This is a genomic window from Paenarthrobacter sp. NPDC058040 (assembly GCF_042885775.1).
In the GTDB taxonomy this organism is placed as follows: Bacteria; Actinomycetota; Actinomycetes; order Actinomycetales; family Micrococcaceae; genus Arthrobacter.
This window is the reverse complement of record NZ_JBHVRN010000019.1, coordinates 52,966-78,615: the sequence shown is the minus strand read 5'-3', so window position 1 is coordinate 78,615 and position 25,650 is coordinate 52,966. Positions and strand designations below refer to the sequence as shown.

Sequence of the window (25,650 nt, the reverse complement as noted above, 5' to 3'; positions counted from 1 at the left end):
GCGTCATTTTTGTATACCTCACACCATAGGGAAACGCTACCCAACTGGGTCGCATTTGTGCGCGTTTTGAACGCTCAAAACGCGCACAAATGCGACCTACTTGGGTTCGGGGCGGGAGGCTTCCTGGCGGGCTTCGATGGTGGCCTGGACCATGTCCGCCATGAAACGCCGCACCAGGTCCAGTTCCGCTTCGCTGTACACTCCCATGGCTTTGCCCATGCGCATGGCCAAGGGAAGGAACATGGCGCTGCCGTCGCGGTAGGCCTTGGGCGTCATGTGCAGCTGCACCTGGCGGCGGTCGGTGCCGAGGCGCTCGCGGGTGAGGTGCCCGGAGGCATGAAGGCGGTCCACCAAAGCCGTGGTTGCGGGGGAGCTGAGCCGCAGCTCGCTGCGAAGCACCCCTGGAGTCACCACACGCCCCGCGGCCGAGTGGCGCATGATCACAGCCAGGGCGTTGAGGTCCGTCCGGTGCATGTCGTTTCTGCCGCCGGCGGCGTCCACGTAGTGGTTGGCTTCGAGGGTGAAGTCCTGGAGGAGCCGCACAAGGTCCTGGGGAACGCCCGACGGCGGCATGGCACCTTCCGACATCAGCGCCCTCCTGTCTTCCGTGTTTGCTGCCTTCCGGATATTACCCCGCCCGCCCGCGCCGAGATGGCAGTTAATGCCAATCCCGGCATCCAACATTGCCATCAAATGCCAACTCGGCGGGAGGCGAACTCCGTAAGGGGGATTGGATTAGTTCCATGATAGAGATAATCTATGGTGGAATAAAGACCTCACTCACGCCCCGGAAGAAGGACTGATGAAAAAGCAGAAGGTGCCGTTCTGGCTGCGCTGGCTGGTGCCGGTGGTGCTGGTCATTACGTGGCTTGGAATCGCAGGTGTTGGCGGCCCAACGTTCGGACGACTGGACGAAGTGTCCTCCAACGACCAAGCGTCTTTCCTGCCCGCCGGCGCAGAAGCCACGGAGGCAGGGGACTGGCAAGCGAAGTTCCGCGACTCGGATGAGATCCCGGCGGTGGTTGTCGTGGAAGGCGACGCTGCCTTCACGCCTGCCCAACTGGGCGAAGCAGCCCAGTTGAAAGCCGACATTGAGGCACTCAAGCTGGGGAGCGCCGTCGTCGGGCCCATCCCGTCGGCAGACGACAAAGCCGTGCAGTACATCGTGCCGATCGCGTCCACGGACGAACTACGGGACACCGTGAAGGAGCTCCGCGACGTCGTCCAGCCTGGTGCGCCCGATGGGATGCGCGCGTTCGTCACAGGTCCCGCCGGACTGACGGCCGATCTGGTCAACGCCTTCGGCGGCATAGACGGCATCCTCTTGCTGGTGGCGCTGGGCGCAGTGTTCGTCATCCTGTTGCTCGTATACCGCTCCCTGGTCCTGCCGATCGCGGTTCTCCTGACGTCAGTCTTTGCCCTCTGCGCCGCCATTTTGCTGGTGTTCGGCATGGCCAAGCTCGGCTGGATCCAGTTGAACGGCCAGAGCCAAGGAATCCTGTCCATCCTGGTGATCGGTGCCGCGACGGATTACGCCCTGCTGTTCGTTGCCCGTTTCCGGGAAGCCCTGACGCACACCACCAACCGCACCCAGGCAGTGGTGACGGCTTGGAAGGCGTCCTTCGAACCGATCCTCGCTTCGGGTGCCACGGTGATCATCGCCCTGTTGTGCCTGCTGTTCTCCGACCTGAACTCGAACAAGGCGCTGGGTCCCGTTGCCGCGGCGGGCATCGTTTGCTCACTCTTTGCGGCGCTCACGCTCCTCCCGGCCTTCATGGCGCTGCTGGGCCGCGCCGCCTTCTGGCCCTTCCGCCCCAAGCTGCTGCCCGACGACGAACGCGAACCGGAGTTGGTCACTGGACTTGAGGGGCAAAAGGGTTTGTGGCGTGGCGTGGGGACGCTGGTCTCGCGGCGTCCGCGCGTTGTGTGGATAGCCTCCGTGCTGCTCCTCGTGGTCGCTTCCGCCGGTGTGCTCCAGTTGAAAGCCAACGGTGTGCCTCAGACCGACGTCATCCTGGCCAAGTCCGACGCCGTCGACGGCCAGGACGCGCTGGCGAGGCATTTCGACGCCGGCAGCGGCAGTCCCGTCGTCGTGGTTGCCTCCCAGGGTGCTGCGCAGCAAGTCCTGGACAAGGTCAAAGCCGCCACCGGAGTGGGCGACGCCTACCTGTTGGCCGAAGGCAGCGTGCCGATCACGGGTGCGCCCGGTGCCCCGGCTGATCCTGCTGTCCGCGATGGCAAGGTGCTTATCAACGCGACGCTCGATTCCGCAGCGGACAGCATCCAGGCCGAAGACACCGTGAAGGCCCTGCGTGTAGATGTGAAGGCCATTGATTCAGACGCATTGGTGGGTGGCGTCACGGCCACTGCGCTGGACACCAACACCACGGCGCAACGTGACCTGGTGGTGATCATCCCGATCGTGCTGGTGGTCATCCTGTTCATCCTGATGCTCTTGCTGCGATCCATTGTTGCGCCGGTGCTCCTGGTGCTCTCGGTGGTCCTGTCCTACGGGGCGGCCATGGGCGTCTCAGCATGGGTGTTCAACGGGATCTTTGGGTTCTCGGGCGCGGATGCCACGGTGCCGCTGTTCGGTTTTGTGTTCCTCGTGGCGCTTGGCGTGGACTACAACATCTTCCTGATGAGCCGCGTCCGGGAGGAATCGCTCAAGCATGGGACCAGGCCGGGCATTCTCCGCGGGCTGGGTGTGACCGGCGGCGTGATCACGTCGGCGGGCGTGGTTCTGGCGGCTACGTTTGCCGCTCTGGGTGTCATTCCCATCATGTTCCTGGTGCAGCTGGCGTTCATCGTGGCGTTCGGTGTGCTGCTCGATACGGTGCTGGTGCGCTCGCTGCTGGTGCCGGCTTTGGCCTACGACATCGGCGACAGGATCTGGTGGCCTAGCAAGCTGGGGCGCGGGGTTTCTGCCGTTGCGGTCCGCGAACGCGAAAGTTCCGCTGTGCGTTAGGCCTTGATTGCCGGGCGGGTACTTGTTGCACTTGATGCGTACCCGCCCAGCCGAGGGAGTTTTCATGGAACAGTTGATCATCATCGGATCCGGCCCAGCCGGTTATACGGCCGCGATCTACGCCGCACGGGCGGGGCTGTCCCCGCTGGTATTGGCGGGGTCGGTCACGGCCGGCGGCGCCCTCATGAACACCACCGAAGTGGAGAACTTCCCAGGATTCCCCGAAGGCATCCAAGGGCCGGAACTGATGGACGGGTTGCAGGCGCAGGCGGAAAAGTTCGGCGCCAAGATAGTGTTCGACGACGTCACTTCCGTTTCGCTGGCCGGGCACCTTAAATCCGTGGTCACCGGCGGCGGCGAGACCCACGAGGCCCCGGCGGTCATCCTGGCGACGGGCTCGGCCTATAAGGAACTCGGCCTGCCGGAGGAGAAGAAGCTCAGCGGACACGGAGTCTCCTGGTGCGCCACGTGCGATGGGTTCTTCTTCCGCGAGCAGGACATCATCGTGGTGGGCGGTGGAGACTCGGCCATGGAGGAGGCGACGTTCCTGACCCGGTTCGGTAAGTCCGTGACCGTCGTCGTGCGCAAGGGCGAACTGCGTGCCTCACGCATCATGGCCCAGCGCGCCAAGGATAATCCGAAGATCAGCTTTGCGTGGAACTCCGCGGTCACTGCCATTCATGGGGATGCGAAAGTAACTGGCGTGACGCTCACGGACACCCGCACCGGTTCAACGCGGGAGCAAGCAGCCACGGGCATCTTTGTGGCTATTGGACACTTGCCGCGGACGGAGTTGGTGGCCGGGCAGGTGGACCTCGACGCGGAGGGCTACATCAAGGTGGACTCGCCCACCACGTGCACCAACCTGTCCGGCGTCTTTGCTTGCGGAGATGCTGTTGACCACCGCTACCGCCAGGCGATCACGGCTGCGGGCACAGGGTGTGCTGCAGCTTTGGATGCGGAGCGCTACCTCGCTGCCTTGGAGGACGCGGACAGCATCGCGACGGCGTTGGTGGAAGAGCCAACGCATTTCTAATCGTCGTCCGGCTATTTGGTTTGGTTGGGATGGTGAGTGTGAGAAAAGTCCCAGGTATCCGTCAGAGCATTCCGAATGGTGGCACGCAGGTCTACCCAGCCGCGTCTCGCTTGAACAGAGGCAAATCGAAGTTCATATTCACTCTTCTTAGTGGGGCGCTCAACCTTTGGATCCTTAGCCATGCCTCAAGGACGCTCTACGGGTTCGGACTCTTCAAGCCACTCAATCGGTTCCCGGCCGAGACCCGCTGCTATGGCCGTTGCAGACTCTCGCCAAGCGGTCAGCTCGGCAATAGCCAAGTGGGGCTGATTCGTCGCGAACGAGGCTCGGGCTGCAGCCAGAACTTCGCTCGCGCATGTTTCTTGGTCGGCGTGGCTTAGCGCCAGCATCCAAGGGAATCGGTCGCTCATGCGGCCCGCCAGCGTACCCTCGGTGCTCGTGGAGACAGCGACGAGTTGGGCGGCCAGCTCCAGAAGTGAGGAGCGGGCGCGATCGGCACTCTCAGACATCAGCACGAGTGCCTCCCCATCACGGCGAGTCACTCGAACCGGGTGGTCCGCAGCCGCCGCGAAGACCTCTGCGGAAGACCTGCTTAGCTCAGACGACTGGAACGTTGTCCTTGAAGTGGTGGCAGTGCTCATGCCCTACATTGTATTCAGAATATGTTCTGAATGAAAGGTGGCCTGTGTAGCTCAGGCGCTCACAGTGTTCCGCTCCCGGTAGCCGTCGGCCGCGTACACGCCAAGGACGCGCACTTCGGTGGTGAAGAACTCCAGTTCCTCCAGGGCCCGCCGGAGGCGTGCGTCTTCCGGGTGGCCTTCGACGTCGGAAATGAACATGGTGGCGGCGAACTCATTGCCCACCATGTAGCTCTCCAGCCGGGTCATGTTGAGCCCGTTGGTCGCGAAACCGCCCAATGCCTTGTAGAGGGCCGAGGGAACGTTCCGGACGCGGAACACGAACGTAGTGATGGCCGGACCGGGCAATTCTTCCTTGGTGGGAAGTGCCTGTTCCCGGGCAAGAACTACGAAGCGAGTGGTGTTGGTGGGGTCGTCCTCCACACCGGACGCCAGGACCTCGAGTCCATACAGTCCCGCTGCCAACGGGGGAGCGAGGGAGAGCTTCCGGGGATCGTTCCAGTCGCGGACTTCGCGGGCTGAACCGGCAGTGTCCCCCGCGATCACGGGCTTCAAGCCGGCTTCGCGGATGATGCGGCGGCACTGGCCAAGGGCGTGGATGTGGCTGTGGACCTCGGTGGCACCCTCGATGGTGCTGCCGGGGATGCCCAGGAGATCGAAGCGGATCGGGAGGAAATATTCGCCAACGATCTGCAGGTTCGACTGCGGGAGCAGGATGTGGATGTCCGCCACACGGCCTGCGATGGAGTTCTCGATGGGGATCATCGCCAGGTCCACAGCACCGGTGGAGACGAGTTCAAAGGCGTCCTCGAAGCTGGCGCAGGGCACGCTTTCGAGTCCGGGGAACATTTCCTTGCATGCGAGGTCCGAGTTGGCTCCGGGCTCGCCTTGGTACGCGATCTTTTGGGACATGATGCTCATGGTTTCACGCGGGACATATGGCTGCGCAAAAGCGTCCACCGTATGGCCAGCAACACCCAACTGGGTCGCACTTCGCGTCGTTCCCAGCGCTGAAAACGACGCGAAGTGCGACCCAGATGGGGGCCAGCACGCGGAACTTAGCCGTTGATGATCTGTGGGACACCGAGGTGCTTGAGGCCTTCGGCGCCGAACTCCAGGCCATAGCCGGACTGCTTCGCGCCACCGAAGGGAACGCGGGGGTCCACTGCGCCGTGCTTGTTGATCCACACGGTTCCGGCCTGGATGCGGGCGGCGACTTCGCGGGCAGCGGCCGGGTCGGAGGACCAGACCGAGGCGCCGAGTCCGACGTCGAGCGCGTTCGCTTTGGCGACGGCCTCGTCAACGGTGCTGTACTTGATGATCGGGAGGGCCGGGCCGAACTGTTCCTCGGCGACGAGCGGGTTGTCGTTGTCGATGTCCGCCACGAGGGTGGTGGGGTAGAAGTTGCCGGGCTGGTCGGCGTCGGGGTTGCCGCCGAGCAGGATGCGGGCGCCCGAATCGCGGGCGGCGTCGACCAGGCGGGCGACGATGTCGTACTGCTGGCGGTTCTGCAGCGGGCCAAGGACGTTGTTCTCGTCGAGCCCGTTACCCATCGGCATGGCGGCAGCTACGGCGGCCAGCTCGGTGCAGACGGCATCGTACTGGGACTCGTGGACGTACAGGCGCTTCAGGGCGGCACAGGTCTGGCCGGTGTTGATGAACGCGCCCCAGAACAGGCCTTCGGCGATGGCCTTGGGGTCGGAGTCCGGCAGGACGATGCCGGCGTCGTTGCCGCCGAGTTCCAAGGTGAGTCGCTTGACGGTGTCTGCGGAGGAGCGGATGATCGCTTTGCCCGTGGCGGTGGAGCCGGTGAACATGACCTTGCCGATCGCCTCGTGTTCCGCGAGCCGGGCGCCGACATCGCGTCCGCCGGAGACCACGGATACCAGGCCTTCGGGGAGTTCCTGGTTGATGATCGAGATCAGCGCGAGCACGGACAACGGCGTGTACTCGGATGGCTTGACCACTACGGAGTTGCCCATGCGCAGTGCCGGGGCGATCTGCCAGACGGTGATCATCATGGGCCAGTTCCACGGTCCGATCGCGCCGACGACGCCGATGGGCCGGTAGTGCAGTTCGGCGCGGGTTTCCCCGTCGTCAACAACGACTTCAGGTTCCAGCGGGGTGCCGGCGGTGGCGCGGAGCCAGGCGGCGCAGGCGCCGACTTCGAAGCGGGCGTTCGGGCCGTTGAGCGGCTTGCCTTGCTCGCGGGAGAGCAGTTGGGCGAGTTCTTCAGCTGAACGTTCGACGGCGTCGGCTGCTTTCAGGAGCGCGGCGGACCGGGCGTCGTGGCCCAACGCTGCCCACGCGGGTTGTACGGCAGCGGCAGTAGCGATGGCGGCTTCGAGGTCCTCGACGGTGTGGACCGGTGCCTCGCCGACGGCTTCGCCCGTGGCGGGATCGAAGATGGTGCGGCTGTTCTGGCCGGGGGCTGCGGTGATCGAGGCCAGCAGGGCGTCGTAAGTCTCCATTGGTACTCCGCTCAGGTAGTGAGTCTTGGCGGCCGGTAAGGCGCGCGGCGATGTCTCCAGTGTGGTTGGCGTCACGTGGCGTGGTCTTGTCGATGGACGAACAGCCCTTGACGGCAAGCGAACGCTTTAGGTGCGCTTGGCTTTCGCTACCTGCCGGTATGCTCCACAATCGAACTTGTGACTCTCGCTTCCCTCGCGGCCTTCGCCGGTCTCTGCCTGATTCTGTCCGTGACTCCCGGTCCGGACACTTTCCTTGTGCTGCGCATTGCGCTCAACAGGCCTTCAGCGGGGATTGCCGCCGCCGCAGGTTCCGCCGGTGCGGCGATTGTGTGGGCGGCGCTGGTGGGCGTGGGCCTCGCCGCGATCCTGGAGCAATCGGCGGAGCTCTTCCGGTGGATCAAGATCGCCGGTGGTTTGTACTTGCTGTACCTGGGCATTTCGTCGTTCATCAAGTCGCGGCGCGCTGCCAAGGCAGGCGCTGAAGGTGCGTCGGAGGCTCCCCTGCCCTACAGCCGGCTTTCGGCTCTCGGTGCCGGCGCGTTGTCCACGCTGCTCAACCCCAAGGTGGGCCTGTTCTACCTTGCCGTGGTCCCGCAGTTCATCCCGCACGGTGGCGACACCATGGGCACCTCGCTCATTCTGGGCGTCGTGGTGGCGGTCATCGCCTTCGCGTACCTGTCGATGATCGCCGTGGTGGCGTTCAAGGCAATGAGGTGGCTCAAGCGCCCCAAGGTGAGCAGCGTCGTCGAACGTACTTCCAGCGGGATCATCGCGGGACTGGGTGTCGGCGTGGTGGCGTCGGGGGCTGCGAGCTAGCTCAGCGACAGGCGGAGGCGTTCCACGCCCTCGCCCCCTTCCGGGAATTGATCCATGAGCTCCGGTTCGTTGGCGAGGCGACCCAGCATATTTGCCAGGTGGTCCCGTTCAGCCGGCTTGTAAGCCACACCGCGAAGGTCGGACGCCCGGATAACAGATGCGGACTCGAATCCGAGCCGCACGATGAGGGCGGTGAAGTCGTGGAGCATCGTCCGGGAAGGCCCGGATGTCCAGGGCCATATCCGCGTCGTTCGTGGCCCGCACGCTCGGAGCTCCTCGCTCCACGGCGTGCAGGAAGACGGCCTGGCCGCCGACCAAGACCCAGCCGTCGGGCATGGAGCCATGGATTTCGAAGACCGCTTGCCATGCTTCCTGTTGTTCGAGGGGCATCGCTGGAAGCTCAATGGGCATGAATGCTCCCAAGGATTTCACGTGCGGCCTGTTGTTCGCGGACACCTGGCCGCTCCGCAAGGTCTGCCGCCACAGCAAGTGGTGGAAGTTCGTCCGGGATTTGATCGGCTGCTCTGAGAATGACATTGGATCTCTTGCCGGAGGCAGGTTCAACCAGGAACCAGTCTTTGACGACGTCCTTTAGTTCGTCGCGTCGCACGTACGCCTCCAGCTCTGCGTTCGCCAGCAGTCCTGACCGTGGATGGGAAACCCCGGAGAGGTAGATTCGTTTGTCCTCGCGAAGCTCGGCTATGTCTGCCGGGTTGGAGGAGAACTCGAACTTTTCGGCGCGATTGGCGAGCCATGCGGCGAGGAGGTCCTGAGGATCGCGCGAGTCCTGGAGCCGCCTGATCCGTTCGTTGAGGCGATGCCTCTCGATGGGTGAGAGCTCTAAGTAATCAAGGGGAGAGCGCGGGCTTTCGTCCCAAAAAGATGACATGAGCAGCCAGGCGCTTCGTTCGGAAAGAGGTCGGCCGGCAAGCCTCCCCGGACGGTACTGGGCGGCATCGGCTTCCTCAACGATCCAGCGTCCACCGACCCGTTGCCCGCGTATGCGTCCGGAATTGACGAGGTGCCGTGCTCGGCTCTCGTTCACATGGAGGCGGTTTGCCAACTCGGAGATGCTGAGCGCCATTTCATAATGGTAGCGGTATCGCTATGAATATGTAACGACTCTCGGCGCAGCTTGTGGACATTTCACATTCATAGCGATCCCGCTACGAATAAGTAATTGAAGCTAGCTCTCACGCCACCAGCAGCGCCAGATAGTTGTCCAGCTGCCCTGCCAGGTCCTGCGAGAAATGCTCTGCCGGCGATAGTGCTGCCACGATTTGCGCGCCCAGCATCATATTGAGCAGGTGATCGGCGACGGCGGCGTCCCCGATGGGGGTGTGGATCTCGCCTGCGGCTCGGGCTGCTGCGGCGTGTTCGGCGATGGTGGTGTGCCACTGGCTCATGGATTTGCTGTGCAGGGCCGCCATGTCCGGATCGTTGAGCGCTTTCTGCCAGAACGGGATGACGATCCGGGCTTCGTTGACGCGTTCCTCGTCCAGGGGGAGCACCTCCGCGCAAAAGGCCCGGAGCGCTTCCAGCCCAGAGAGTCCGTCGGTCATCGACGCGATGCGTTGGTTGGTCCGGTTGAACACGTGGCCGAACGCCGAGGTCAGGAGCAGGTCCTTGGTGGGGAAGTAGGGCTTAAGGGCACCGTTGGCGAAGCCGGCCTCTTCGGCGATTTCCCGCATGGTGGCGCCTTCGATGCCCAGCCTGGCGATGATCCGCCACGTCGCGTCCACCAGTTCAAGGCGTCGTTGATCGTGGTCCACAATCTTTGGCACGGGGTGGGCTCCTGGAAAATTTTCGGCGGAAAGGTCTTGTGACCCATCTTACGTTTTGGTTATTCTCTACAACTATAGAAAATAAATCCTGACCATCACAGGTCCCGGACCAGAGGCAGCCATGACGCCCACAGCAACTGAAACTTCCGCCCAATACGGCCTTGCCACCGGTGAAGAGATCACCGCGGCGCAGGGCATCCTGCAGGCTGCGGGACACCTCGGCGCCGGAAAGCGGATCGCCTATCTGGGGCTCGTGGATCCGTCCCGTGACGCCTCCGAGGGCGTGGACCGCCGGTTCCGGGTGTTCATCCACGACATCTCCGGCGGCGCTCCCACGGACGTACTTGTGTCCGCCACCCGCGGAGAGATCCTGTCCGCCGTCGAACTCGATACCAAAGTCTCCGGCGAACTGCCGGTCCTCGAAGAAGAGTTCGAGGTTGTCGAGACCCTCCTGGCCACCGACGAGCGCTGGCTCGCCGCGCTCGCAGCGAGGGACCTCGACGTGGAAAAGGTCCGCGTCGCACCGTTGTCCGCCGGTGTCTTCGAATACGAAGAGGAGCGCGGCCGCCGCATCCTCCGCGGGCTTGCCTTCGTGCAGGACTTCCCCGAAGACAGCGCCTGGGCGCACCCCGTGGACGGCTTGGTGGCTTATGTGGACGTGGTGAACAAGGAGGTCACCCAGGTCATTGACCTCGGAATCATGCCCATCCCGGCCGAGCACGGAAACTACACTGATCCGGAACTGACCGGCCCGCTCCGCGAGACGCAGAAGCCCATCAGCATCACCCAGCCCGAAGGTCCCAGCTTCACGGTCACGGGCGGCAACCACGTCGAGTGGGAGAAGTGGAGCGTCGACGTCGGCTTCGATGTCCGCGAAGGAGTTGTCCTCCACAACCTTGCCTTCCAGGACGGGGACCGCAAACGGCAAATCATCCACCGCGCGTCGATTGCCGAAATGGTGGTCCCCTACGGTGACCCTTCGCCCATCCGGTCCTGGCAGAACTACTTCGACACCGGCGAATACCTGGTGGGCCAATACGCGAACTCCCTGGAACTGGGCTGCGACTGCCTGGGCGACATCACCTACCTCAGCCCAGTCATCAGCGACGCTTTCGGCAACCCCCGCGAGATCCGCAACGGCATCTGCATGCACGAGGAAGACTGGGGCATCCTGTCCAAGCACTCAGACCTCTGGACGGGCATCAACTACACCCGCCGTAACCGCCGCCTGGTGATCTCCTTCTTCACCACCATCGGCAACTACGACTACGGCTTCTACTGGTACTTGTACTTGGACGGCACCATCGAATTCGAAGCAAAGGCCACCGGAATCGTGTTCACGTCTGCCTTCCCGGAGGGCGGTTCGGACAACATTTCCCAGCTCGCACCGGGCCTTGGTGCACCGTTCCACCAGCACCTCTTCAGCGCCCGCCTGGACATGGCCATCGACGGCTTCAGCAACCGCGTGGAGGAAGAAGACGTGGTCCGCCAAGCGATGGGTGAGGGCAACGAGCGCGGCAATGCGTTCTCCCGCAAGCGCACTGTCTTGAGCCGTGAATCCGAAGCCGTCCGGGAAGCCGACGCCCGCGCCGGAAGGACCTGGATCATCTCCAACCCTGAATCGAAGAACCGCCTGGGTGAGCCCGTCGGCTACAAGCTCCACGCCGAGAACCAGCCCACGCTCTTGGCCGATCCTGCCTCCTCCATAGCGAAGCGCGCCGCTTTTGCCACGAAGGACGTCTGGGTCACCCGCTACGCAGACGAGGAACGCTACCCCACAGGCGACTTCGTGAACCAGCACTCCGGCGGGGCCGGCCTGCCCGCCTACGTTGCCCAAGACCGCGACATCGACGGGCAGGACATCGTTCTCTGGCACACCTTCGGCCTGACGCACTTCCCGCGTGTGGAGGACTGGCCGATCATGCCCGTGGACACCGTTGGCTTCAAGCTGCGTCCCGAGGGCTTCTTCGACCGCAGCCCGGTGCTCGACATCCCGGCCAACACCTCCGGATCGAGCTGCCACAGCGGGGCCTCGGAAGCCGGTTCTGACGCCGGTCACTGCCACTAGCCATGGCAATCATCGCGGGACGGGTCCGCACCAACGGACCCGTCCTCCACCCCCGAATCTGCGCGGCCCTGACGGCCATCTCCTGCGCGGTACACCTCTGGCTCGCGGCCTCCGGGCACCACGAAGCGTGGATCGGCTTCCTGATGATCGGACTCGCGGCAGTCTGCGTTCCGTGCACCATCCATATCTGGCGCCACAGCCGCGTCGGAGCCCTCCACCAGGTCACAGGCTCGGCCCTTGCCATGGTTGCCCTGCACGCTGCGTTGCTGCTTGGAGTGGGCGGTTCCGGCCATGCGCACGGCGGCAGGCCGTCGTCGGGCGCTGTTGATCCAAGCGGCGCCGCGGAACTGTTGCTGGTGATCGGACTGGAACTCACGACGGCGTTGCTCGCCGCCACGCTCGTGGCGCGTCTCCGGCGTCGGACGGCTGTGCGGTCCTGACCCACTTTGCCGCCGGAACGGCATCACCGCACCCGGAATTGGTTGTAAAAACCGCCCGGTCGCTTCAAAGAAGGTCGTGACGGTACGCTCGCCCGGAAATTCGGCAGGATTTCGCTCCTGACAGGCAGTTTCTCCGCTTGTTGGGACCACTCCGAACAGTGTTCAGTGGTTGAGTGAGTAAAGCTGTCAGTAGTTCGGGCCTTGGGCTGTTCAGGGCAACCGGTATCTATGTAGGTGCCATCCTTGGCTCAGGTGTGCTGGTCCTTCCGGCCATTGCAGCGCAGGTGGCGGGTCCGGCGTCGTTGCTGGCCTGGGCGCTGCTGCTGGTTTTCTGTACGCCGGTGGCGTTCAGTTTCGCGGAAATGTCCAGGCAGCAGCCCGACGCCGGAGGGATCGCGACGTTCGTGACGCGCGCTTTCGGGCGGCGCGCCTCGGTGGTGGCCGGCTACCTTTTCTACTTCGCCATTCCGTTCGGGGCGCCCGCGACGGCGGTGATCGGCGGGGATTACATCGCGCATGCTGTGGGCGGCGGCAGGGAGACGGCATTGATTGCCGCCGGTGCCATCCTCACTGCCGGGTTCCTGAGCAACGCGGTGGGGATCCGCGTCTCCAGCAAGCTGCAACTGGGACTGATGGTGCTGCTGGTGGCACTCCTGGCGTTGGCCGTCGGGGTTGCCGCACCCTACGCCAAAGCGGACAACTTTGTGCCCTTCGCCCCGCATGGCTATTGGGCTGTGGGCGCCGCAGCCAGCCTGCTGTTCTTCTGCTTCGCGGGATGGGAGGCAGTGACGCACCTGGCCGGCGAATTCCGCAACCCGGGACGCGACCTGAAGAGGGCCACGTGGCTGACGCTCGTCGTGGTGGGCGTGATCTACATCGGCCTGGTGGCGGCCTGTGTCGCAGTCCTCGGACCAGCGCTCGCGGGGAGCAGCGTGCCGGTGGCGGAACTGCTCGCCAAAGGGCTCGGGCCCGCCGCCGCGCCAGTGACCGCCGTGGCCGCAGCGGTGCTGACGTTCGGGCCGCTCAACACTTTTGTTGCCGGTGCCAGCAAACTGGGCGCCCGCTTGGCGTCCGACGGCGTGCTGCCGCGGGCTTTGGCGCGTGGCGCCGGACCGGGTGAGGTCCCATCGGTGAGCCTCGGCGCGCTCGCAGTCATGGCGTCGATCTCCTTTGCGCTCGCCGCCGCCGGGTTGTTGAGCATGGAATTCCAGATCGGCGCGGCCTCCGCGTGCTTCACGGCAGTGACGGCGTTTGGCTTGGCCGCCGGCGTGGTACTCCTTCGCCGCGGCACGGCAGCCTGGTACGGGGTGATCGTGGCCGCTGTGGTGATGCTGGTGGTTCTCGTGTTCAGCGGATGGGCACTCCTGGTCCCCGCAGCGTTGGGTGTGGCGGCCATGGTGGCAGGACGCTTGTATTTGAAACCCCCGGTGCCACAATTGACCCATGGCCGCAGCGTGGTCAATTCGTGAAGGGTTCCGCAGCGGGCCGGATCCCGATGCGCTGCGCCGCCCTTTCTTCATTGCCGCCGTCGTCGTCTTCGCCCTGGTAGTCCTGGCCGAGGTGGGCATGTCGCTGGTACTGGGCCAGACCGCCGTCGACCCCGTCTCGGCAGGGGACGCCGACAAACTGGGCGTTCCGCTGGACGTGTTCCTCAAAACCCAGAGAGCCGATGCAGATCCGCCGGGAGCGGGCATCGGCTTTCTGGCGTTCCTGGACGGGCTGCTGCTGTTCACGGTGGTGATGCTCGGGCTGAGCCTCATGATGAACCTGCGAACGTACGGCCGGGTCCAAGGGATAGCGACGCTGATCGTGACCGTGTTGTGGGTGATCGCGGCGTTCCTGACCGCGATGCTGGCGCTGGCCAAGCTGTTCCTGATGATCGGGCTGTTCGTGGCCACGCCGTTTGGGACCATCGCGTATCTGGCTCTGTGGGGGAGCTTTCCGAAAGGCCAGGCTGCGGCAATTCTCGGGCTGTTGCTGCTGCTGAAGATCGTGTTCGCGGTGTTGCTGGTCCTGAGCCAGCCGAAGTTCCTGAAGGTCACGGGGCTGGTGGTGTTGTTGGTGGTTTCCGTGCTGCTGCAGATGATCCTCGGGCTGATTCACGGGTTCCTGCCGGGTCCCCTGGTGTCCATCGGGGACCAGTTCTGGGCTCTGGTGACCGTGGTGGTGGCGCTGGTGTGGGCTTTGATCATGCTGATCGGGTCCATCCCGGCGATCATCAATGCATTGCGGGTCAGTGGGTCCGCCGGGGACTGAGCGAGACCCGCGTCAGCTTGTCCGGATTGGAGACCTGCCGCAACGCCCGGATGGTGCCGCCAGGGCCGCCGTCGAGCACCAAGACGTCGGCGCGGCTCTGGTGCCTGAGCACCAGCGCCGGTTCGCCGTTGATGTCGATGACCTCCGCGGAAACCGGCCGCAAGGGGTCGACGGCGGCCGCCTTGCCGAGGATTCCGGCGAAGAAGCGGGCGATCCTGGCTGCACCAAACAAGGGGTTCATAGCACTCTTGACCTTGCCACCGCCGTCGGCCCAGAGAACGGCGTCCCGGTCCAACATGGCCACCACCGTGTCGATATCGCCGTTCTCAATGGCGAGCACCAGTTTCTCCAGCGCGGCGCGGTCCTTGGCCCGAGGAGCAGGTGCGTCAGGGTCGATGTCCAAGCGGCGTTCGGAACGCGAGATCATTTGGCGCACGGCAGCCGGTGACTTTTCGAGGATTTCGCCGATCTCCGGTGCGGACATCCCGAAGGCGCGGTGCAGCACCAGGGCTGCGCGCGCTTCGGGTGCCAACTGCTCTGCGAGGTGCAGCAATGTCAGGGACAAGAGCTCGCGGTTGGCCACGGTTTCCTCGGGAAGCCGGGACGTGTCCACTGGTTCGGGCAGCCAGGGACCGGTGTAGTCCTCCCGGATTGCAGCCAGTTGGCGGACCCTGTCCACGGACCGCCGGACACACACCGTGGTCAGCCACGCCGGCCACGAGTCCACACCGGAACGCCTCTCTTGCCGGACGGCGTCGATCGCTACTTCCGAGACCACGTCCTCCGCGTGGCCGAAGTCGCCCAGCATCCTGTACGCGATCCCCAGCAGACGGCTGCGTTCGCTCTGCCACGCCGCAGTGGCCGACACCGCAAGACTCATGCCCTCCACGCTACCCCTCAGGCAATCGGGTTCTTCTCATCTACCGGCGGCTCCATCTGCGTGCTGACGGCAATCCGGTTCCAGACGTTGATGGTGGAGATGGCCAGGATCAGGGCACCCATTTGCCCGTCGTCGAAGTGGGTGGCGGCTGCGTTCCAAACGTCGTCGGTGACGGTATCCGGACCGAGCTGGGTGACGGCGTCCGTAAGGGCCAGCACAGCTTGTTCCCGTGCGTCGAAGAAGACTTTGGAGTGTTGCCAGGCTGCGACGGCGTGCAGTTTCCGGGACGGGATTCCGCGTTTCCGACCGTCGGTAGCGTGCATGTCCACGCAGAACCCACAGCCGTTGAGGATGGAGGCACGCAGCTTGATGAGTTCGTAGAGATCCGGGTCTACGGACTTGCGGGCGTAGCCTTCCAGCCCGATGACAGCTGCGTAGCCGAGCTTGTTGCTGCGGCCCATGTTGATGCGTGGCATGGTGTTTCCCTTCCGAGTTGGTGCCTTACATCAGGGATGTCGGAAGGGGAGCGGGAAGTGTGACAGTTTCATGAGCCCGCCCGCCCAACTGGGTCGCATTTGTGCGCGTTTAGACCCGTCAAAACGCGCACAAATGCGACCTACTTGGGGGAGTCCAGCGGGCGGTTCCGGTATGCCGCCAGGAAGTGCGAGATCCGGCGTACGGCTTCCTCGATGTCCCGGACGGCCGGCAGGATCACGAACCGGAAATGGTCCGGGGTGGGCCAATTGAAGGCCGTGCCGTGGGACACCAGGATCTTCTGTTCCTGGAGGAGTTGCAGGACAAACTGTTCATCGGAGGCTATGGGGTAGACCTCAGGGTCGAGCCGCGGGAAGAGGTACATGGCACCGGCGGCCGGGACGCAGGAAACCCCGGGAATGGCCGTCAGGAGCTTCCACGCCAGATCCCTCTGTTCCCGCAGGCGTCCGCCCGGAGCGATGAGTGCCTCGATGCTTTGGTATCCGCCCAGGCAGGTCTGGATGGCGTGCTGTGCGGGAACGTTGGAACACAAGCGCAGTGATGCCAGGAGTTCCAGGGATTCCCGGTACGCGGCGGTGGCGGCCAGGGGCCCTGTCACGGCAACCCAGCCTGCGCGGTAGCCGGGCATCCGGTAGGCCTTGGAAAGACCACTGAACGTCAGCACGCAGATATCGTCCGCGATGGAGGCCGTGTGGATGTGCGGAGCATCGACGTACCGGATCTTCTCGTAGATCTCGTCGGAGAACAGCACCAGATCGTGCTTGCGAGCCAGGGCTGCGAACTGATCCAGGATGTGCCGGGGGTAGACGGCACCGGTGGGGTTGTTCGGATTGATGATCACAATGCCACGGGTGCGCGGGGTAATCTTCGCTTCGACGTCGGCCATGTTCGGCCACCAGTTCTCGTCCTCGTCGCAGAGGTAGTGCACGGCCTTGCCCCCGGTGAGCGTGACGGTGGCGGTCCACAGCGGGTAGTCCGGCGCAGGAATCAGGATCTCGTCGCCGTTCTCCATGAACGCCTGCAAGGTCATGGAGATGAGCTCGCTGACACCGTTGCCGATGAACACGTCCTCAACGCCGATGTTCATGAGCCCGCGGGTTTGGTAGTACTGCGAGATGGCGGTGCGGGCAGAGAAGATGCCCTTGGAGTCGCTGTACCCCTGTGCTCCGCGGATGTGGTGGATCATGTCCACCACCACGGACTCCGGCGCTTCCAGCCCGAACGGTGCCGTGTCCCCGAGGTTCATCTTGAGGATGCGGTGCCCCTCGGCTTCCATGGCCTTGGCCGCTTGGAGGATGGGACCACGGAGCTCGTACCGGACGTTCTGGAGTTTGCTGGAGTGCTGCATCGGACGCATGGTTGATCTTTTCACGTCCCCGGCCCGCGCGCGTAAACCCGTCTCAAGGTTGCAGCCTCTGTACGCAGAACTGCGGGTTGGTCATGCAGAAATTGGGCAGGGGATCGACGATGATGATCGACCGCGGCTCGGTCCGGACCAGCACCAGGGCATTGACGTTGACCTTGGTTCCGACGTCCGGGTTCACGCCCACCACTACGCACGGCCGGAACAGCGGTTCGAACGCGGAGCCAAAGCACTGCGATCCCTGGGTGAAGTCCAATTGGATTTTCGCGGCTTGGAACGCCGCCTTGGCATCCTCGATCCGCTTGCCCAAGACATCCGGAACAGTGGGCCTCGCCGGGGTGGCGATTTGCAGGTTCACGGTGCTGCCCCGGCCCGCTTTCTCTCCGCCCGCAGGGGTCTGGGTGACCACGGTTCCCTCGGTTTCGGCGCTTTCCGTTGGGTTGGTGGAGACCTTGAAACCGGCGTCCGTGAGGACCTTGACCGCTTCGGCTTCCGGTTTGGTCTTCACATCCGGGACATTGGCGTCCTTGAAGATGAAGAACAGGATCGCGCCGATCACTGCCAGCAACACCACCCCGCCAATGATCACCCAGATCCAAGGGAACTTGGGCGCCGGCTTGGGAGCTTCGGCAGCGGGCACGTTGAGGGTGACCACATGGGCCTGGTCAGCGTAGTCCTCCGGAGCATCGTCCGCGGAGTAGGCGATCAGCTTCACGGGGTAGCTCCCGGCCGCCGCCCCTGCCGTGTCGAAGTTGACCACGTATTGCTCGGTAGCTCCGGCGGCAATGGTCCGCAGCGGGTTGGGGATGGTGGTGTACGTTTTCGACGGCGGATTGGTCACCTGCCCGGGGAACGCGCCGAGGACCACACGCTCGGGACCGGGCGAGCCGTTGGTCACGGATGCCGTCAGTGATCCCTTGCCGTCCTTAAGGATCACGTCGGGGGAGCTCAACGTCATGGTGATGGTGGTCATGGCCTGACTCCTCGGGTCCGGGCGGATAGTTTCACGGTCATCTCAGCCTCCGGCTTCCTGCAACTGCAGCACACACGCGCCGATGGCGCGGCAGGTGATGCCCAGCTGTCCGCCGGAGGTTCCAAACGTCAGGTCAACGGTTTTGCCCGGTCCCGAATCCTGCTCGGCGCGGGTGCCCTGAATGAACAAGGAAACGGTCACCGGCTGCTGTGGAGCCAACCTTGCCCGCTTGGTGGGTGGTCCGAAGTAGAACAATCCTCCGCCGAATTCCTTGACGTCCAGCACGCAGGCTCCCGCCACGGTGAGCTGGGTGTCGGAGGCAGAACAGGATCCGCCTGCCACGGACAGGTCCGCCGCCGTGAGCCGTCCGCCTTTGGCCGCGCCAGAGAACCCGCCCTGCCAATCCGGTGCGGCACCGTTGTTCCCGCCGCCGCAGCTGACGCCGAAAACCAGCACCAGGATGGCGATTACCCCGCAGGCAACCACCACCAGGATCGGCGTCCGGTTCTCCTTATTCACCGGGATCACTCTGCCCGCCCGGTTCACCGGCGTCTTGAGGCTGGCCGGTCGCCAGCACAACAAGCTCATCCGTCACGTGCGCGGGCTTCACGCCCTTCACGATCCGGCGGACCAGTTCCACCTGCCCGGCAGCTTCGGCGGGAACCAACACCTTGATATGGAACGCTCCCGGGACGGACTCGACGCCGAACCCCGGCACCCCCGTGGCCAGGTGCAGGAAACGGGTAAGCCCGTCCACCGTGCCCCGGCGTGAAGACAATTGCGCCGCGGCGGCGATGAGGTCGCGCTGCCGGGCCACCGGGATGCTGCCGGCGCGCGAACTTTCAGGCCCAGGAAGGGTCAGCCAGTCCAGGTCCACCCAGCGGGACAAGAACGGAATCAACGACGCCGGAGCGCGCCTTGGGTCTGGAACGGTATGGATGAGGTCCAGGACTTCGCGGACGGGCGCATGCATGTCTTCGGCCACCGCGAGCAGGGCCTGCAGGGGCGGGCTGGTGTCGGCGGCCACCTGGAACACTTCGGGCAGCACGCGGAGGAGCCGGGAGCCTTCAGCCATTACCGTGGACCACCTCGATCCTGTGGTCTCCGGAGCAGAACAGCCAGGTATCCGGCAGGGTCACTACGTCCTCCACCACGCGTCGGGTGCAGCTTTCCCAGGAGACGGCGCTGTCCTTGCTCCGGTACACGCCCTTCGGTCCTGCGGCCAGCACCAGTGCCGAGCCATCCGCCAGGACTGATCCGGACACCGAACGCACGGGCTCGAACCTGGTCCGGTCCCGCAAGGGCAGGTTGCAGTTCACGTCGGGCACGCTCCATTGGGCCGTGGCCTGCCCCAACTGCAACCGGAGCACCCCACCGCTCTGCGTGGCCGCGTACGCCGCGTTGCCCATGACGTGCACACCCCAACAACTTCCGCCCGTCCAGCCTGCACTGAATTGCTCCCAGGAATCCATGAACTGCTGATCGAAGTCCGTGCGGCCCAGTTCGTCGATCTTCAGCCGCAGGCATCCCGTCCCGGTGCCCTCAGGCACGGCGCGGCCGAGCCACACATAGCTGGCGCCGCCGTCGTACTGGACCGTCAGGCAGCGGATGTCCTCACCGGCCGCCTTGACCTGTTTGAAGCTTCCGGCGGTTCCGGCGTCGGGGGAGAGCCACACGCCGGCCGACGCCTCGGCGGCAACCACCACGCCGGTCCTGCCGCGGATATCCACGAGGGCATCCACCGCGTAGAAACCGCGGTCCGGCTGGCTGGTATCCACCACGTTCTGCACCGGGATGGCTCCTTCGGTGACGGGGAGCTCGTACAGCCCGCGCTCGCCGGCCAGCAGGAGCAGGGGCTCGCCCTGGCGGTCCACCCAGCACAAATCGGCGACGACGAACCCCAGTTCCGCTGTTTTGCGCCAGGATTCGCCGAGGTCGTCGCTGATATAGATGCGCGAACCCGTGCCGGTGACGGTGCTGACGGCCACCATTCCGGGATGCCGCTCGGGGCCAGCCCGACCGGGCGCGGGGGATCGGAACGGGGCGATGGCGCGGACCGTTTCCTCCGACCCGGCAACCGCATCTCCGGCACCGAACTCCGCACACGCTTCCCAGCCGTCGGCGGCGTTGGTGGTGCGGAACAGCATGCCGTCCTGGGCCACGAACCACGTGTTGTCCTGGCCCTCGGCCTGCACCAAAGCCACCGCATCGGTATCCGGAACCTTGTCCACTTCGAGCCGGACACGGTCAACGTACTGGACGCCGGGCTCGGCCTCTTCCATGGCCCGGTACAGGTTCGAAACCCGCAGCGGCCTGCCGAAACCGGAACCGTAGGATTGCGGATCCGGGCTCAGCGGACTGATGCCCTCAGACAGGCGGCCCACGATCCGGGACTTCACGGCCTCGGCGTCCTCATCCGGACGGACCACAATCCGCGCGTCCACGAGCACCTGCTTGTAGAGGCCCCAGCGCACTACAGGCTCGGCGCCAACCGTGGACCGCCTGCGCAGGTATTGTTCCACGTCAGACCGCACTTGGTCACGGGCATGGGCATCAAGTTCTGCTGCCCTGAGCGGGTGGGTTCCGGCATCGCGGCTGCCCGGCACGAAGGGGACCAGCACGATCTCCACTTCCCCAGGCTGCGCGAAAGCCCACAGGTCCTTGCGGGTAAACGCACGCGCCCGGCCGACGCCGGCGTGCCGCCGGGCCAGGACTTCGTAATCGCGGACGGTCACTGCCCGGTCCCTTGCCTGGAAATCCTGGGGTGCCCGCCGCAGCGCGTTCTCCAGGGTTTCGCCGTCCCGGCCGCCGGTGGCGGGTTCCGGATTGGTCACTTTCGCCCCGGGGACGGGTGTCCTCAGAACGGTCAGGTGACCCGCACCCACGTTTCCTGCGGCTCCGCCGCCGCCGCGGTACCAGCCGCGGACTTCGGCGCCCGGCCCCGGGACCGAAGCCGGTGTCCGGGCTGCGGACTCCTCGTCCCACCAGGCGAACATTGCGACGCCGGCACTCCGGTCGATGCGCACCGGCATCTCTCCGGGATCGGCGTCGGCGAACGCCTCCACCTCCTTGCAGTAGCGGAACGGCTTGCCGTCCACCAGCACAGCCTCGCCACTGCTGAGGCGCGTGCCCGGAGGAACTTCGACGGCGATTGCCAGGCCAGCGCCCGACACGATCGGCGCGTTCGGGATCACGAAGCTTTGGCCGGGTCTGCCCGTTCCCGTACCGATCGGGATGGCGTCGTACATGGTGACGTCGGCAGCGGTGACCAGCACGGTAGCCTGGCCGGGCGCGAGGGTGGCTGCCGCCGTCGTCGTAAAGACCGGCTGGGGTGCGCCGGGGACGCCGGGTGGGCAGCTGACCTGCGTGCCGCGGGGGATGCGGATCTCTTGGTCCCCGGCTCCGGCGCGGCTGAATTCCAGCATGGTTTCCGCGGAGCTCGGCGGGTAGAGGGACGTGCCCAGGAGGTTCAGGTAGACGGCGTAGAGCTTGTCCGGCACACGGTTGAGCCGGTACATGAGCGTATCCGTCAGATAGGCAAAGGCCTCCACGATGGTGATGCCGGGATCGTGCACGGACAGGTCGGTCCATTCCGGGGCGATCTGCTGGATGCGTTCCCGGGCGCCTGCCACGAGCTCGGCGAAGCTCCGGTCGTCAAGGTTGGGCACGGGAAGGCTCATGATGCACCTCCGGATTCCACAGGCAACGCGATGACGATCTGGTCCTCAAGCTGCGTGGTGCGGACCCGGTACTTCAACCGGACCTCAAGGATCTCGGGGCTCTCTTGTGCCCTCGAGGCATCCAGGGACAGGACCGTGATGCGGCGTTCCCATTGCTCCACTGCCTTTGCTACGTAGTGGATGGCCAGCCCGGCAGTGGTGTCATCGGCCGGGGCGAACGCGAGGCGGAACAGATGGCAGCCGTACGTCGGGCGGTTCACGCGCTCACCCGGCCGGGTGCTGAGCAGGAGGAGAAGGGCTTGCCGCACCGAGGCCGCGTCCGTGACCGTCGCGAGCCTGCCCGCAGGGGTGATCCTCAGCCCGGGAAGTCCGGCGGTGGCGTCGAAGTCCGGGTGGATGAAGGCCACGGACTTGTACCTTGGGGCGCTCATGCCGTTGCCCTTTTCATGAGCCGGACTCCACAAATGTTTGGCCCGGACGGCGGACGTTGTACTTCACGGCGCCAGGGGGAGTCCCGTCCGTGAAACCCTCCACCGTGTCCAGGCACACCGCTTTACCGGCGATTTTGATGAATGTGGAATAGCCCTTGGTCACGGGCAGGGTCTTGTTGCACGGCTTGATGTTGATGCCGATGTTCGGGCACATGCTGATGTCGCGGCCTTGCGGATCCGTTGCTACCAGGATTTCGGATCCCGCTACGCGGACCCAATGTTGGGAGGGGACGTTTTCCACTTTGCCGTCGTGCCCGCAACGCAGGATGGCTTCCTTGACGAGGATCTTCACGGTGAGTCAGGCCTCCTCGAAGTCGACGGTCTTGGCGCGGATCTTCATGGCCCTGCCCGGGGCTTCCAGGACCAGGTCCGTGGCGGCGGTGATCCTGAGCTTGTCCGGGCCGAGCTCGACGGATGACCCGTGCCCGTCCGTGAAGCTGACGGTGCGGGCACCGCCGTCGAGCCTTAGCTCCTGGCCGTCAGCGCTCCGGAAGGTGTAGCGGCTGTTCCGCGGAGTGCCGACGTTGTGGTCCGGTGGCTGCTCGCTTCCGTAGAGGCCGCCGAGGATGATTGCCTGGGCGGGGTCGCTCGCGGGGAGAAGGACCAGTACGTTGTCCCCGCTCGCCGGAAGGACTACGAGGCCCTTGTCCGGGCCTGCGCCGGCCGTGAGTACGGGAGCCCACATCGTTTGCAGTTCAGGGTAGGCGGGGAGTTGGACCGTGACGCGGGCGCGGGCTTCAGGATCCTCAGTGCCCGCGACGACCCCGAGTGTAAAGACGTCCGGTTTCCGCTCCGTTGTTGGTGCTGGTGGTCTTGTGGTGACTGTGGTTTCGTAGCCGGTTCCGTCGATTCTGTGCGAGGCACTGGCAACGAGGTAGGTGCCCTCGATGCTTGATGCCACGCCGGTGATCCTGACCCTCCCGCCGGCCCTCAGTCTCGGGTTTCCCTCAGCAACGAAGACCCCGGTGACCTGCCCGGCGGTCCTGATGTCCAGTTCAGCGCGGGCCAAACTGTCCGCGAGCGCGGTGCTGTCCAGGAGTTCGTTGTCCCTCGCGTAGTTGCCGCCGGCGCCGACGCTCGCGAAGCCCGGGTCGGCCGTGACTTGGGCTTTGGTGTTTGAGGTGGTGGTTGTGGCTCGATGGGTGGACGCGTCCTCCGACCGCCAGCCGTTGGTTGTGGCACTGGCGTAGGCAGGTTCCTGGCTGACTTCGATTTCGGCCGAGTGCAGGCTCGCTCCAAGGGCCAGTTCCACGGCTTCGCCCTCGCCGTCGAGTCCTGTGAGGGTCAGGGTGCCGTCGTGGACCACGGGGTAGGTGCCAACCCTGGCGCTCTGTTCCACCAGGAGGCTCAGGTCGGTGCGGGCGCATTGGTAGACATTTCCCAGGCGCTCGCCACCGCCAACCACGCTGAGCCCCGTGCCGTCGCAGAGTGTTTTGGCCAGGGTTGCCAGGTCCGCGTCTGCGTGGAGGCGGGTGAATTGGCGTTTCCGGAGGCGATGCAAGGCATCGTAGGCCCTGATGCGGATTTCCTGGCCGAGGTCTGCTCCGTAGCTGTACTCCACCACGGTTACTTCGCCCGCGAAGAGTGGGGTGCGTTGCCCGCCCAGTTCCACCCGGAGGGCATCGCCGGGCGCGGGGTCCACTCCGCCACGGGCTGCGGCGGTTCTTCCGGGGCCCGGGCGCCAGCTGATCAGGCATTGCGCTGGCCTGGCGAGGGAACTGAGGACGTTGACTGACACGATGGCGGCTGTTTCCGCGGTGCTGAGCCGTCGCCTTCCTAGGGTGACGATCAGTTCGGGCAGGCCCTGGAGCTGCCTCATAGGGCTTCACCTGCCGGAGGGACTGCGAGCGGTCCGTTGAAGTGCGCGGGATCGTCGATGTTGTTGTATTCAAGGAGCAGTTTCCAGAGCAGGGGTGTGCCGAAGGCTTCCACGGACAGCCGCCCCAACTCGGCCGGAGGTACTTCTGGAAGGAGGTCGCCGCCGTCGGGGTTTAACGCATCCCGGTCCGTGCTGCCGTCACCGGTGACCTGCAGTGTGTCCACGGGTGGGGCCGTCAGGTCTACGGACGGCAGGCGCTGGGCGAGTTCGTAGTTCTCGCCGCCTTCCTCGTCCGCGGCCTGGCCGACGCGCACAAAGACCATCCGCATCCAGGAGCGCAGGGGCGAACCGTCCGGGGCAAACCGGTCGAAGCGCTCGGCCACTTCCGTGACGATGCCCGGCACGTTCCACGCGCGGCCCCAGACGAAACGGACCGACGGCGGCCTCCGTTGCCGTTCCACTTCGGCGCTGTTTTCAGCGAGCGCCCAGATGGGGCGGGTCATCTGGCGCACGTCCTGCACATGGAGCGACGCCGGCGCGAGGTCGACGTCGAACAGGAGATCCAGCCGCAATTCCGTGTGGCCGCCGCCGGTGAAGAGGAGGGGGTCGTCCGCCAAACCGCTGCCGCTGAGCTTCCCGCCTGCACTCCTTCGGGGTTCCACGCCTGCCGAGCGCTGCATCACCACGGTCTCGGGGTTGAGGAGGCAACCGAGGTGCTCCCCGGTGTCCTCGATCAGGAAGGCGACCCGTTCCATATCAGAGCGCTCCCTGTTCCTGTTGGAGCCGTGATTGGCGGGCCAGGGCGTGGGTCATTGTTGTGGCCGGGTTTGGAGGGGGTGGGGTGGGCCGTGGGGCAAGTTCCGGCCAAACCCCTGCGTGGGCTGGCTCCGGGGCGTGCTGGGTCCTCCGTTGTGGGGCCCGCTCTGCGTGCTTTGTTGCCTCGTTGGGGCGTAAAGCGGGCCCCACAGTGGGTGGGTTTGGGGTTGGTGGAGTTGGTGGAGTGAAAGGGGTGCTCGGAGTCCTCAGCACGTCGGCCGTGCTTGGTGGCTTGGGTGTGCTTGGTGGGCTGGGTGTGCTGGGTGGGCGCGACGTGCGGAGGGTGAGTCGCGGCTTCTCTTGTGAGGCCCGCTGTGCGTCCCCTGGACTCGGAATAGCGCGTAAATCGGGCCTCACAACGTGTGGGGGATCGGCGGGAGCGGCTTGTGGGGCCAGCTCTGCGTGCTTCGCTGGTTCATTGGGCCGCAGACCGGGCCTCACAACCCAAGACTTTGCCGGTGCTTGTGGGCTTGGTGGAGTGAGTGGGGCGCGGAGGGCGAGACGGGGCTCCGCTTGTGGGGCCTGCTTTGCGCGGAATGTCGGCTCGTTGGGGCGTACAGCGGGCCTCGCAACGGGTGGGTCTGGGGGTGTTTCCCGGCGGGCGGCAGCGCGGAGGCTCAGCACAGGAGTGCGTTGTGGGGCCTGCTTTGCGCCCC

Annotated in this window: 25 protein-coding genes; 7 read left to right on the top strand and 18 right to left on the bottom strand. The window is 65.1% G+C overall.

All coding sequences use genetic code 11. From position 1 onward, the window contains the following. Positions 1 to 96: 96 nt before the first annotated feature. Positions 97 to 588, bottom strand: coding sequence for a MarR family winged helix-turn-helix transcriptional regulator (locus ACFVSJ_RS22150; RefSeq protein ID WP_387439270.1), 492 nt, complete (start codon positions 586 to 588; stop codon positions 97 to 99). 214 nt (positions 589 to 802) lie between these two features. Here ACFVSJ_RS22150 and ACFVSJ_RS22145 point away from each other — a divergent pair, with 214 nt between their 5' ends. Both ACFVSJ_RS22145 and trxB read left to right on the top strand, forming a co-directional pair. Continuing rightward, on the top strand, positions 803 to 2,968 hold the full coding sequence (locus ACFVSJ_RS22145; protein ID WP_387439269.1) for an MMPL family transporter: 2,166 nt from the start codon (positions 803 to 805) through the stop codon (positions 2,966 to 2,968). A 64-nt stretch (positions 2,969 to 3,032) separates the two neighbouring features. Further along, entirely contained in the window at positions 3,033 to 4,004 is a 972-nt protein-coding gene (gene trxB, locus ACFVSJ_RS22140; protein WP_387439267.1) for a thioredoxin-disulfide reductase, read from the top strand. A 185-nt stretch (positions 4,005 to 4,189) separates the two neighbouring features. On the opposite strand, the gene ACFVSJ_RS22135 is transcribed toward trxB, so the two are convergent. The 3 genes from ACFVSJ_RS22135 to ACFVSJ_RS22125 form a co-directional block, all read right to left on the bottom strand. Continuing rightward, positions 4,190 to 4,645, bottom strand: coding sequence for a prevent-host-death protein (locus ACFVSJ_RS22135; RefSeq protein ID WP_387439265.1), 456 nt, complete (start codon positions 4,643 to 4,645; stop codon positions 4,190 to 4,192). A 51-nt stretch (positions 4,646 to 4,696) separates the two neighbouring features. Then, a complete protein-coding gene (locus ACFVSJ_RS22130) occupies positions 4,697 to 5,554 on the bottom strand; it encodes a prephenate dehydratase (RefSeq protein ID WP_387439264.1) in 858 nt (285 codons plus the stop codon). A 146-nt stretch (positions 5,555 to 5,700) separates the two neighbouring features. Next, entirely contained in the window at positions 5,701 to 7,113 is a 1,413-nt protein-coding gene (locus ACFVSJ_RS22125; RefSeq protein ID WP_387439263.1) for an aldehyde dehydrogenase family protein, read from the bottom strand. Positions 7,114 to 7,290: 177 nt separating this feature from the next. Here ACFVSJ_RS22125 and ACFVSJ_RS22120 point away from each other — a divergent pair, with 177 nt between their 5' ends. Beyond that, on the top strand, positions 7,291 to 7,929 hold the full coding sequence (locus ACFVSJ_RS22120; protein WP_387439262.1) for a LysE family translocator: 639 nt from the start codon (positions 7,291 to 7,293) through the stop codon (positions 7,927 to 7,929). On the opposite strand, the gene ACFVSJ_RS22115 is transcribed toward ACFVSJ_RS22120, so the two are convergent. The 3 genes from ACFVSJ_RS22115 to ACFVSJ_RS22105 form a co-directional block, all read right to left on the bottom strand. Beyond that, the gene (locus tag ACFVSJ_RS22115; protein ID WP_387439261.1) at positions 7,926 to 8,138 is read right to left on the bottom strand and encodes a hypothetical protein; all 213 of its coding nucleotides are present in this window, start codon (positions 8,136 to 8,138) and stop codon (positions 7,926 to 7,928) included. The genes ACFVSJ_RS22120 and ACFVSJ_RS22115 overlap by 4 nt on opposite strands. 191 nt (positions 8,139 to 8,329) lie before the next feature. Then, positions 8,330 to 9,013 (bottom strand): helix-turn-helix domain-containing protein, encoded by a 684-nt coding sequence (locus ACFVSJ_RS22110; RefSeq protein WP_387439259.1) that lies wholly within the window; start codon positions 9,011 to 9,013, stop codon positions 8,330 to 8,332. A gap of 109 nt (positions 9,014 to 9,122) precedes the next feature. After that, entirely contained in the window at positions 9,123 to 9,713 is a 591-nt protein-coding gene (locus ACFVSJ_RS22105; protein WP_387439258.1) for a TetR/AcrR family transcriptional regulator, read from the bottom strand. Positions 9,714 to 9,834: 121 nt separating this feature from the next. Here ACFVSJ_RS22105 and ACFVSJ_RS22100 point away from each other — a divergent pair, with 121 nt between their 5' ends. From ACFVSJ_RS22100 to ACFVSJ_RS22085, 4 genes are all read left to right on the top strand, one after another. Then, positions 9,835 to 11,781 (top strand): primary-amine oxidase, encoded by a 1,947-nt coding sequence (locus ACFVSJ_RS22100; RefSeq protein ID WP_387439257.1) that lies wholly within the window; start codon positions 9,835 to 9,837, stop codon positions 11,779 to 11,781. A 2-nt stretch (positions 11,782 to 11,783) separates the two neighbouring features. Continuing rightward, the gene (locus ACFVSJ_RS22095) at positions 11,784 to 12,221 is read left to right on the top strand and encodes a hypothetical protein (RefSeq protein ID WP_387439256.1); all 438 of its coding nucleotides are present in this window, start codon (positions 11,784 to 11,786) and stop codon (positions 12,219 to 12,221) included. 173 nt (positions 12,222 to 12,394) lie between these two features. Continuing rightward, the gene (locus tag ACFVSJ_RS22090) at positions 12,395 to 13,690 is read left to right on the top strand and encodes an APC family permease (protein ID WP_387439255.1); all 1,296 of its coding nucleotides are present in this window, start codon (positions 12,395 to 12,397) and stop codon (positions 13,688 to 13,690) included. Further along, on the top strand, positions 13,665 to 14,477 hold the full coding sequence (locus ACFVSJ_RS22085) for a hypothetical protein (RefSeq protein WP_387439254.1): 813 nt from the start codon (positions 13,665 to 13,667) through the stop codon (positions 14,475 to 14,477). Before ACFVSJ_RS22090 ends, ACFVSJ_RS22085 begins: the two co-directional genes overlap by 26 nt. On the opposite strand, the gene ACFVSJ_RS22080 is transcribed toward ACFVSJ_RS22085, so the two are convergent. The 11 genes from ACFVSJ_RS22080 to ACFVSJ_RS22030 all read right to left on the bottom strand — a co-directional run bounded on the left by ACFVSJ_RS22080 (position 14,455) and on the right by ACFVSJ_RS22030 (position 24,933). Beyond that, positions 14,455 to 15,357, bottom strand: coding sequence for a sigma-70 family RNA polymerase sigma factor (locus tag ACFVSJ_RS22080; RefSeq protein WP_387439253.1), 903 nt, complete (start codon positions 15,355 to 15,357; stop codon positions 14,455 to 14,457). The two genes, ACFVSJ_RS22085 and ACFVSJ_RS22080, sit on opposite strands and share 23 nt — an antisense overlap. Before the next feature lie 17 nt (positions 15,358 to 15,374). Beyond that, positions 15,375 to 15,833 (bottom strand): carboxymuconolactone decarboxylase family protein, encoded by a 459-nt coding sequence (locus ACFVSJ_RS22075; protein WP_387439252.1) that lies wholly within the window; start codon positions 15,831 to 15,833, stop codon positions 15,375 to 15,377. 140 nt (positions 15,834 to 15,973) lie between these two features. Then, complete coding sequence (locus ACFVSJ_RS22070; protein WP_387439251.1) at positions 15,974 to 17,209, bottom strand: pyridoxal phosphate-dependent aminotransferase; 1,236 nt, start codon at positions 17,207 to 17,209, stop codon at positions 15,974 to 15,976. A 43-nt stretch (positions 17,210 to 17,252) separates the two neighbouring features. Further along, on the bottom strand, positions 17,253 to 18,188 hold the full coding sequence (locus tag ACFVSJ_RS22065; protein WP_387439250.1) for a PASTA domain-containing protein: 936 nt from the start codon (positions 18,186 to 18,188) through the stop codon (positions 17,253 to 17,255). 42 nt (positions 18,189 to 18,230) lie between these two features. Beyond that, positions 18,231 to 18,707: a hypothetical protein gene (locus ACFVSJ_RS22060; RefSeq protein ID WP_387439249.1), complete on the bottom strand. Its 477-nt coding sequence runs from the start codon at positions 18,705 to 18,707 to the stop codon at positions 18,231 to 18,233. After that, on the bottom strand, positions 18,700 to 19,263 hold the full coding sequence (locus ACFVSJ_RS22055; RefSeq protein ID WP_387439248.1) for a phage tail protein: 564 nt from the start codon (positions 19,261 to 19,263) through the stop codon (positions 18,700 to 18,702). Before ACFVSJ_RS22055 ends, ACFVSJ_RS22060 begins: the two co-directional genes overlap by 8 nt. Next, complete coding sequence (locus ACFVSJ_RS22050) at positions 19,256 to 21,868, bottom strand: putative baseplate assembly protein (protein WP_387439247.1); 2,613 nt, start codon at positions 21,866 to 21,868, stop codon at positions 19,256 to 19,258. Before ACFVSJ_RS22050 ends, ACFVSJ_RS22055 begins: the two co-directional genes overlap by 8 nt. Further along, a complete protein-coding gene (locus ACFVSJ_RS22045; protein ID WP_387439246.1) occupies positions 21,865 to 22,299 on the bottom strand; it encodes a GPW/gp25 family protein in 435 nt (144 codons plus the stop codon). Before ACFVSJ_RS22045 ends, ACFVSJ_RS22050 begins: the two co-directional genes overlap by 4 nt. A 13-nt stretch (positions 22,300 to 22,312) precedes the next feature. Continuing rightward, the gene (locus tag ACFVSJ_RS22040; protein ID WP_387439244.1) at positions 22,313 to 22,651 is read right to left on the bottom strand and encodes a hypothetical protein; all 339 of its coding nucleotides are present in this window, start codon (positions 22,649 to 22,651) and stop codon (positions 22,313 to 22,315) included. Between the two features lie 6 nt (positions 22,652 to 22,657). Next, positions 22,658 to 24,178, bottom strand: coding sequence for a phage baseplate assembly protein V (locus ACFVSJ_RS22035; RefSeq protein ID WP_387439243.1), 1,521 nt, complete (start codon positions 24,176 to 24,178; stop codon positions 22,658 to 22,660). Next, positions 24,175 to 24,933, bottom strand: a complete 759-nt coding sequence (locus ACFVSJ_RS22030) for a hypothetical protein (protein WP_387439241.1) — start codon at positions 24,931 to 24,933, stop codon at positions 24,175 to 24,177. Before ACFVSJ_RS22030 ends, ACFVSJ_RS22035 begins: the two co-directional genes overlap by 4 nt. Positions 24,934 to 25,650 lie beyond the last annotated feature (717 nt).

Excerpts from the sequence above, each read along its gene's own strand:
- ACFVSJ_RS22150 (WP_387439270.1), bottom strand. The coding sequence starts at position 588 with ATGTCGGAAGGTGCCATGCCGCCGTCGGGCGTTCCCCAGGACCTTGTG.
- ACFVSJ_RS22145 (WP_387439269.1), top strand. The coding sequence starts at position 803 with ATGAAAAAGCAGAAGGTGCCGTTCTGGCTGCGCTGGCTGGTGCCGGTG.
- trxB (WP_387439267.1), top strand. The coding sequence starts at position 3,033 with ATGGAACAGTTGATCATCATCGGATCCGGCCCAGCCGGTTATACGGCC.
- ACFVSJ_RS22135 (WP_387439265.1), bottom strand. The coding sequence starts at position 4,645 with ATGAGCACTGCCACCACTTCAAGGACAACGTTCCAGTCGTCTGAGCTA.
- ACFVSJ_RS22130 (WP_387439264.1), bottom strand. The coding sequence starts at position 5,554 with ATGTCCCAAAAGATCGCGTACCAAGGCGAGCCCGGAGCCAACTCGGAC.
- ACFVSJ_RS22125 (WP_387439263.1), bottom strand. The coding sequence starts at position 7,113 with ATGGAGACTTACGACGCCCTGCTGGCCTCGATCACCGCAGCCCCCGGC.
- ACFVSJ_RS22115 (WP_387439261.1), bottom strand. The coding sequence starts at position 8,138 with ATGCTCCACGACTTCACCGCCCTCATCGTGCGGCTCGGATTCGAGTCC.
- ACFVSJ_RS22110 (WP_387439259.1), bottom strand. The coding sequence starts at position 9,013 with ATGGCGCTCAGCATCTCCGAGTTGGCAAACCGCCTCCATGTGAACGAG.
- ACFVSJ_RS22100 (WP_387439257.1), top strand. The coding sequence starts at position 9,835 with ATGACGCCCACAGCAACTGAAACTTCCGCCCAATACGGCCTTGCCACC.
- ACFVSJ_RS22095 (WP_387439256.1), top strand. The coding sequence starts at position 11,784 with ATGGCAATCATCGCGGGACGGGTCCGCACCAACGGACCCGTCCTCCAC.
- ACFVSJ_RS22085 (WP_387439254.1), top strand. The coding sequence starts at position 13,665 with ATGGCCGCAGCGTGGTCAATTCGTGAAGGGTTCCGCAGCGGGCCGGAT.
- ACFVSJ_RS22080 (WP_387439253.1), bottom strand. The coding sequence starts at position 15,357 with ATGAGTCTTGCGGTGTCGGCCACTGCGGCGTGGCAGAGCGAACGCAGC.
- ACFVSJ_RS22075 (WP_387439252.1), bottom strand. The coding sequence starts at position 15,833 with ATGCCACGCATCAACATGGGCCGCAGCAACAAGCTCGGCTACGCAGCT.
- ACFVSJ_RS22070 (WP_387439251.1), bottom strand. The coding sequence starts at position 17,209 with ATGCGTCCGATGCAGCACTCCAGCAAACTCCAGAACGTCCGGTACGAG.
- ACFVSJ_RS22065 (WP_387439250.1), bottom strand. The coding sequence starts at position 18,188 with ATGACCACCATCACCATGACGTTGAGCTCCCCCGACGTGATCCTTAAG.
- ACFVSJ_RS22055 (WP_387439248.1), bottom strand. The coding sequence starts at position 19,263 with ATGGCTGAAGGCTCCCGGCTCCTCCGCGTGCTGCCCGAAGTGTTCCAG.
- ACFVSJ_RS22050 (WP_387439247.1), bottom strand. The coding sequence starts at position 21,868 with ATGAGCCTTCCCGTGCCCAACCTTGACGACCGGAGCTTCGCCGAGCTC.
- ACFVSJ_RS22045 (WP_387439246.1), bottom strand. The coding sequence starts at position 22,299 with ATGAGCGCCCCAAGGTACAAGTCCGTGGCCTTCATCCACCCGGACTTC.
- ACFVSJ_RS22035 (WP_387439243.1), bottom strand. The coding sequence starts at position 24,178 with ATGAGGCAGCTCCAGGGCCTGCCCGAACTGATCGTCACCCTAGGAAGG.
- ACFVSJ_RS22030 (WP_387439241.1), bottom strand. The coding sequence starts at position 24,933 with ATGGAACGGGTCGCCTTCCTGATCGAGGACACCGGGGAGCACCTCGGT.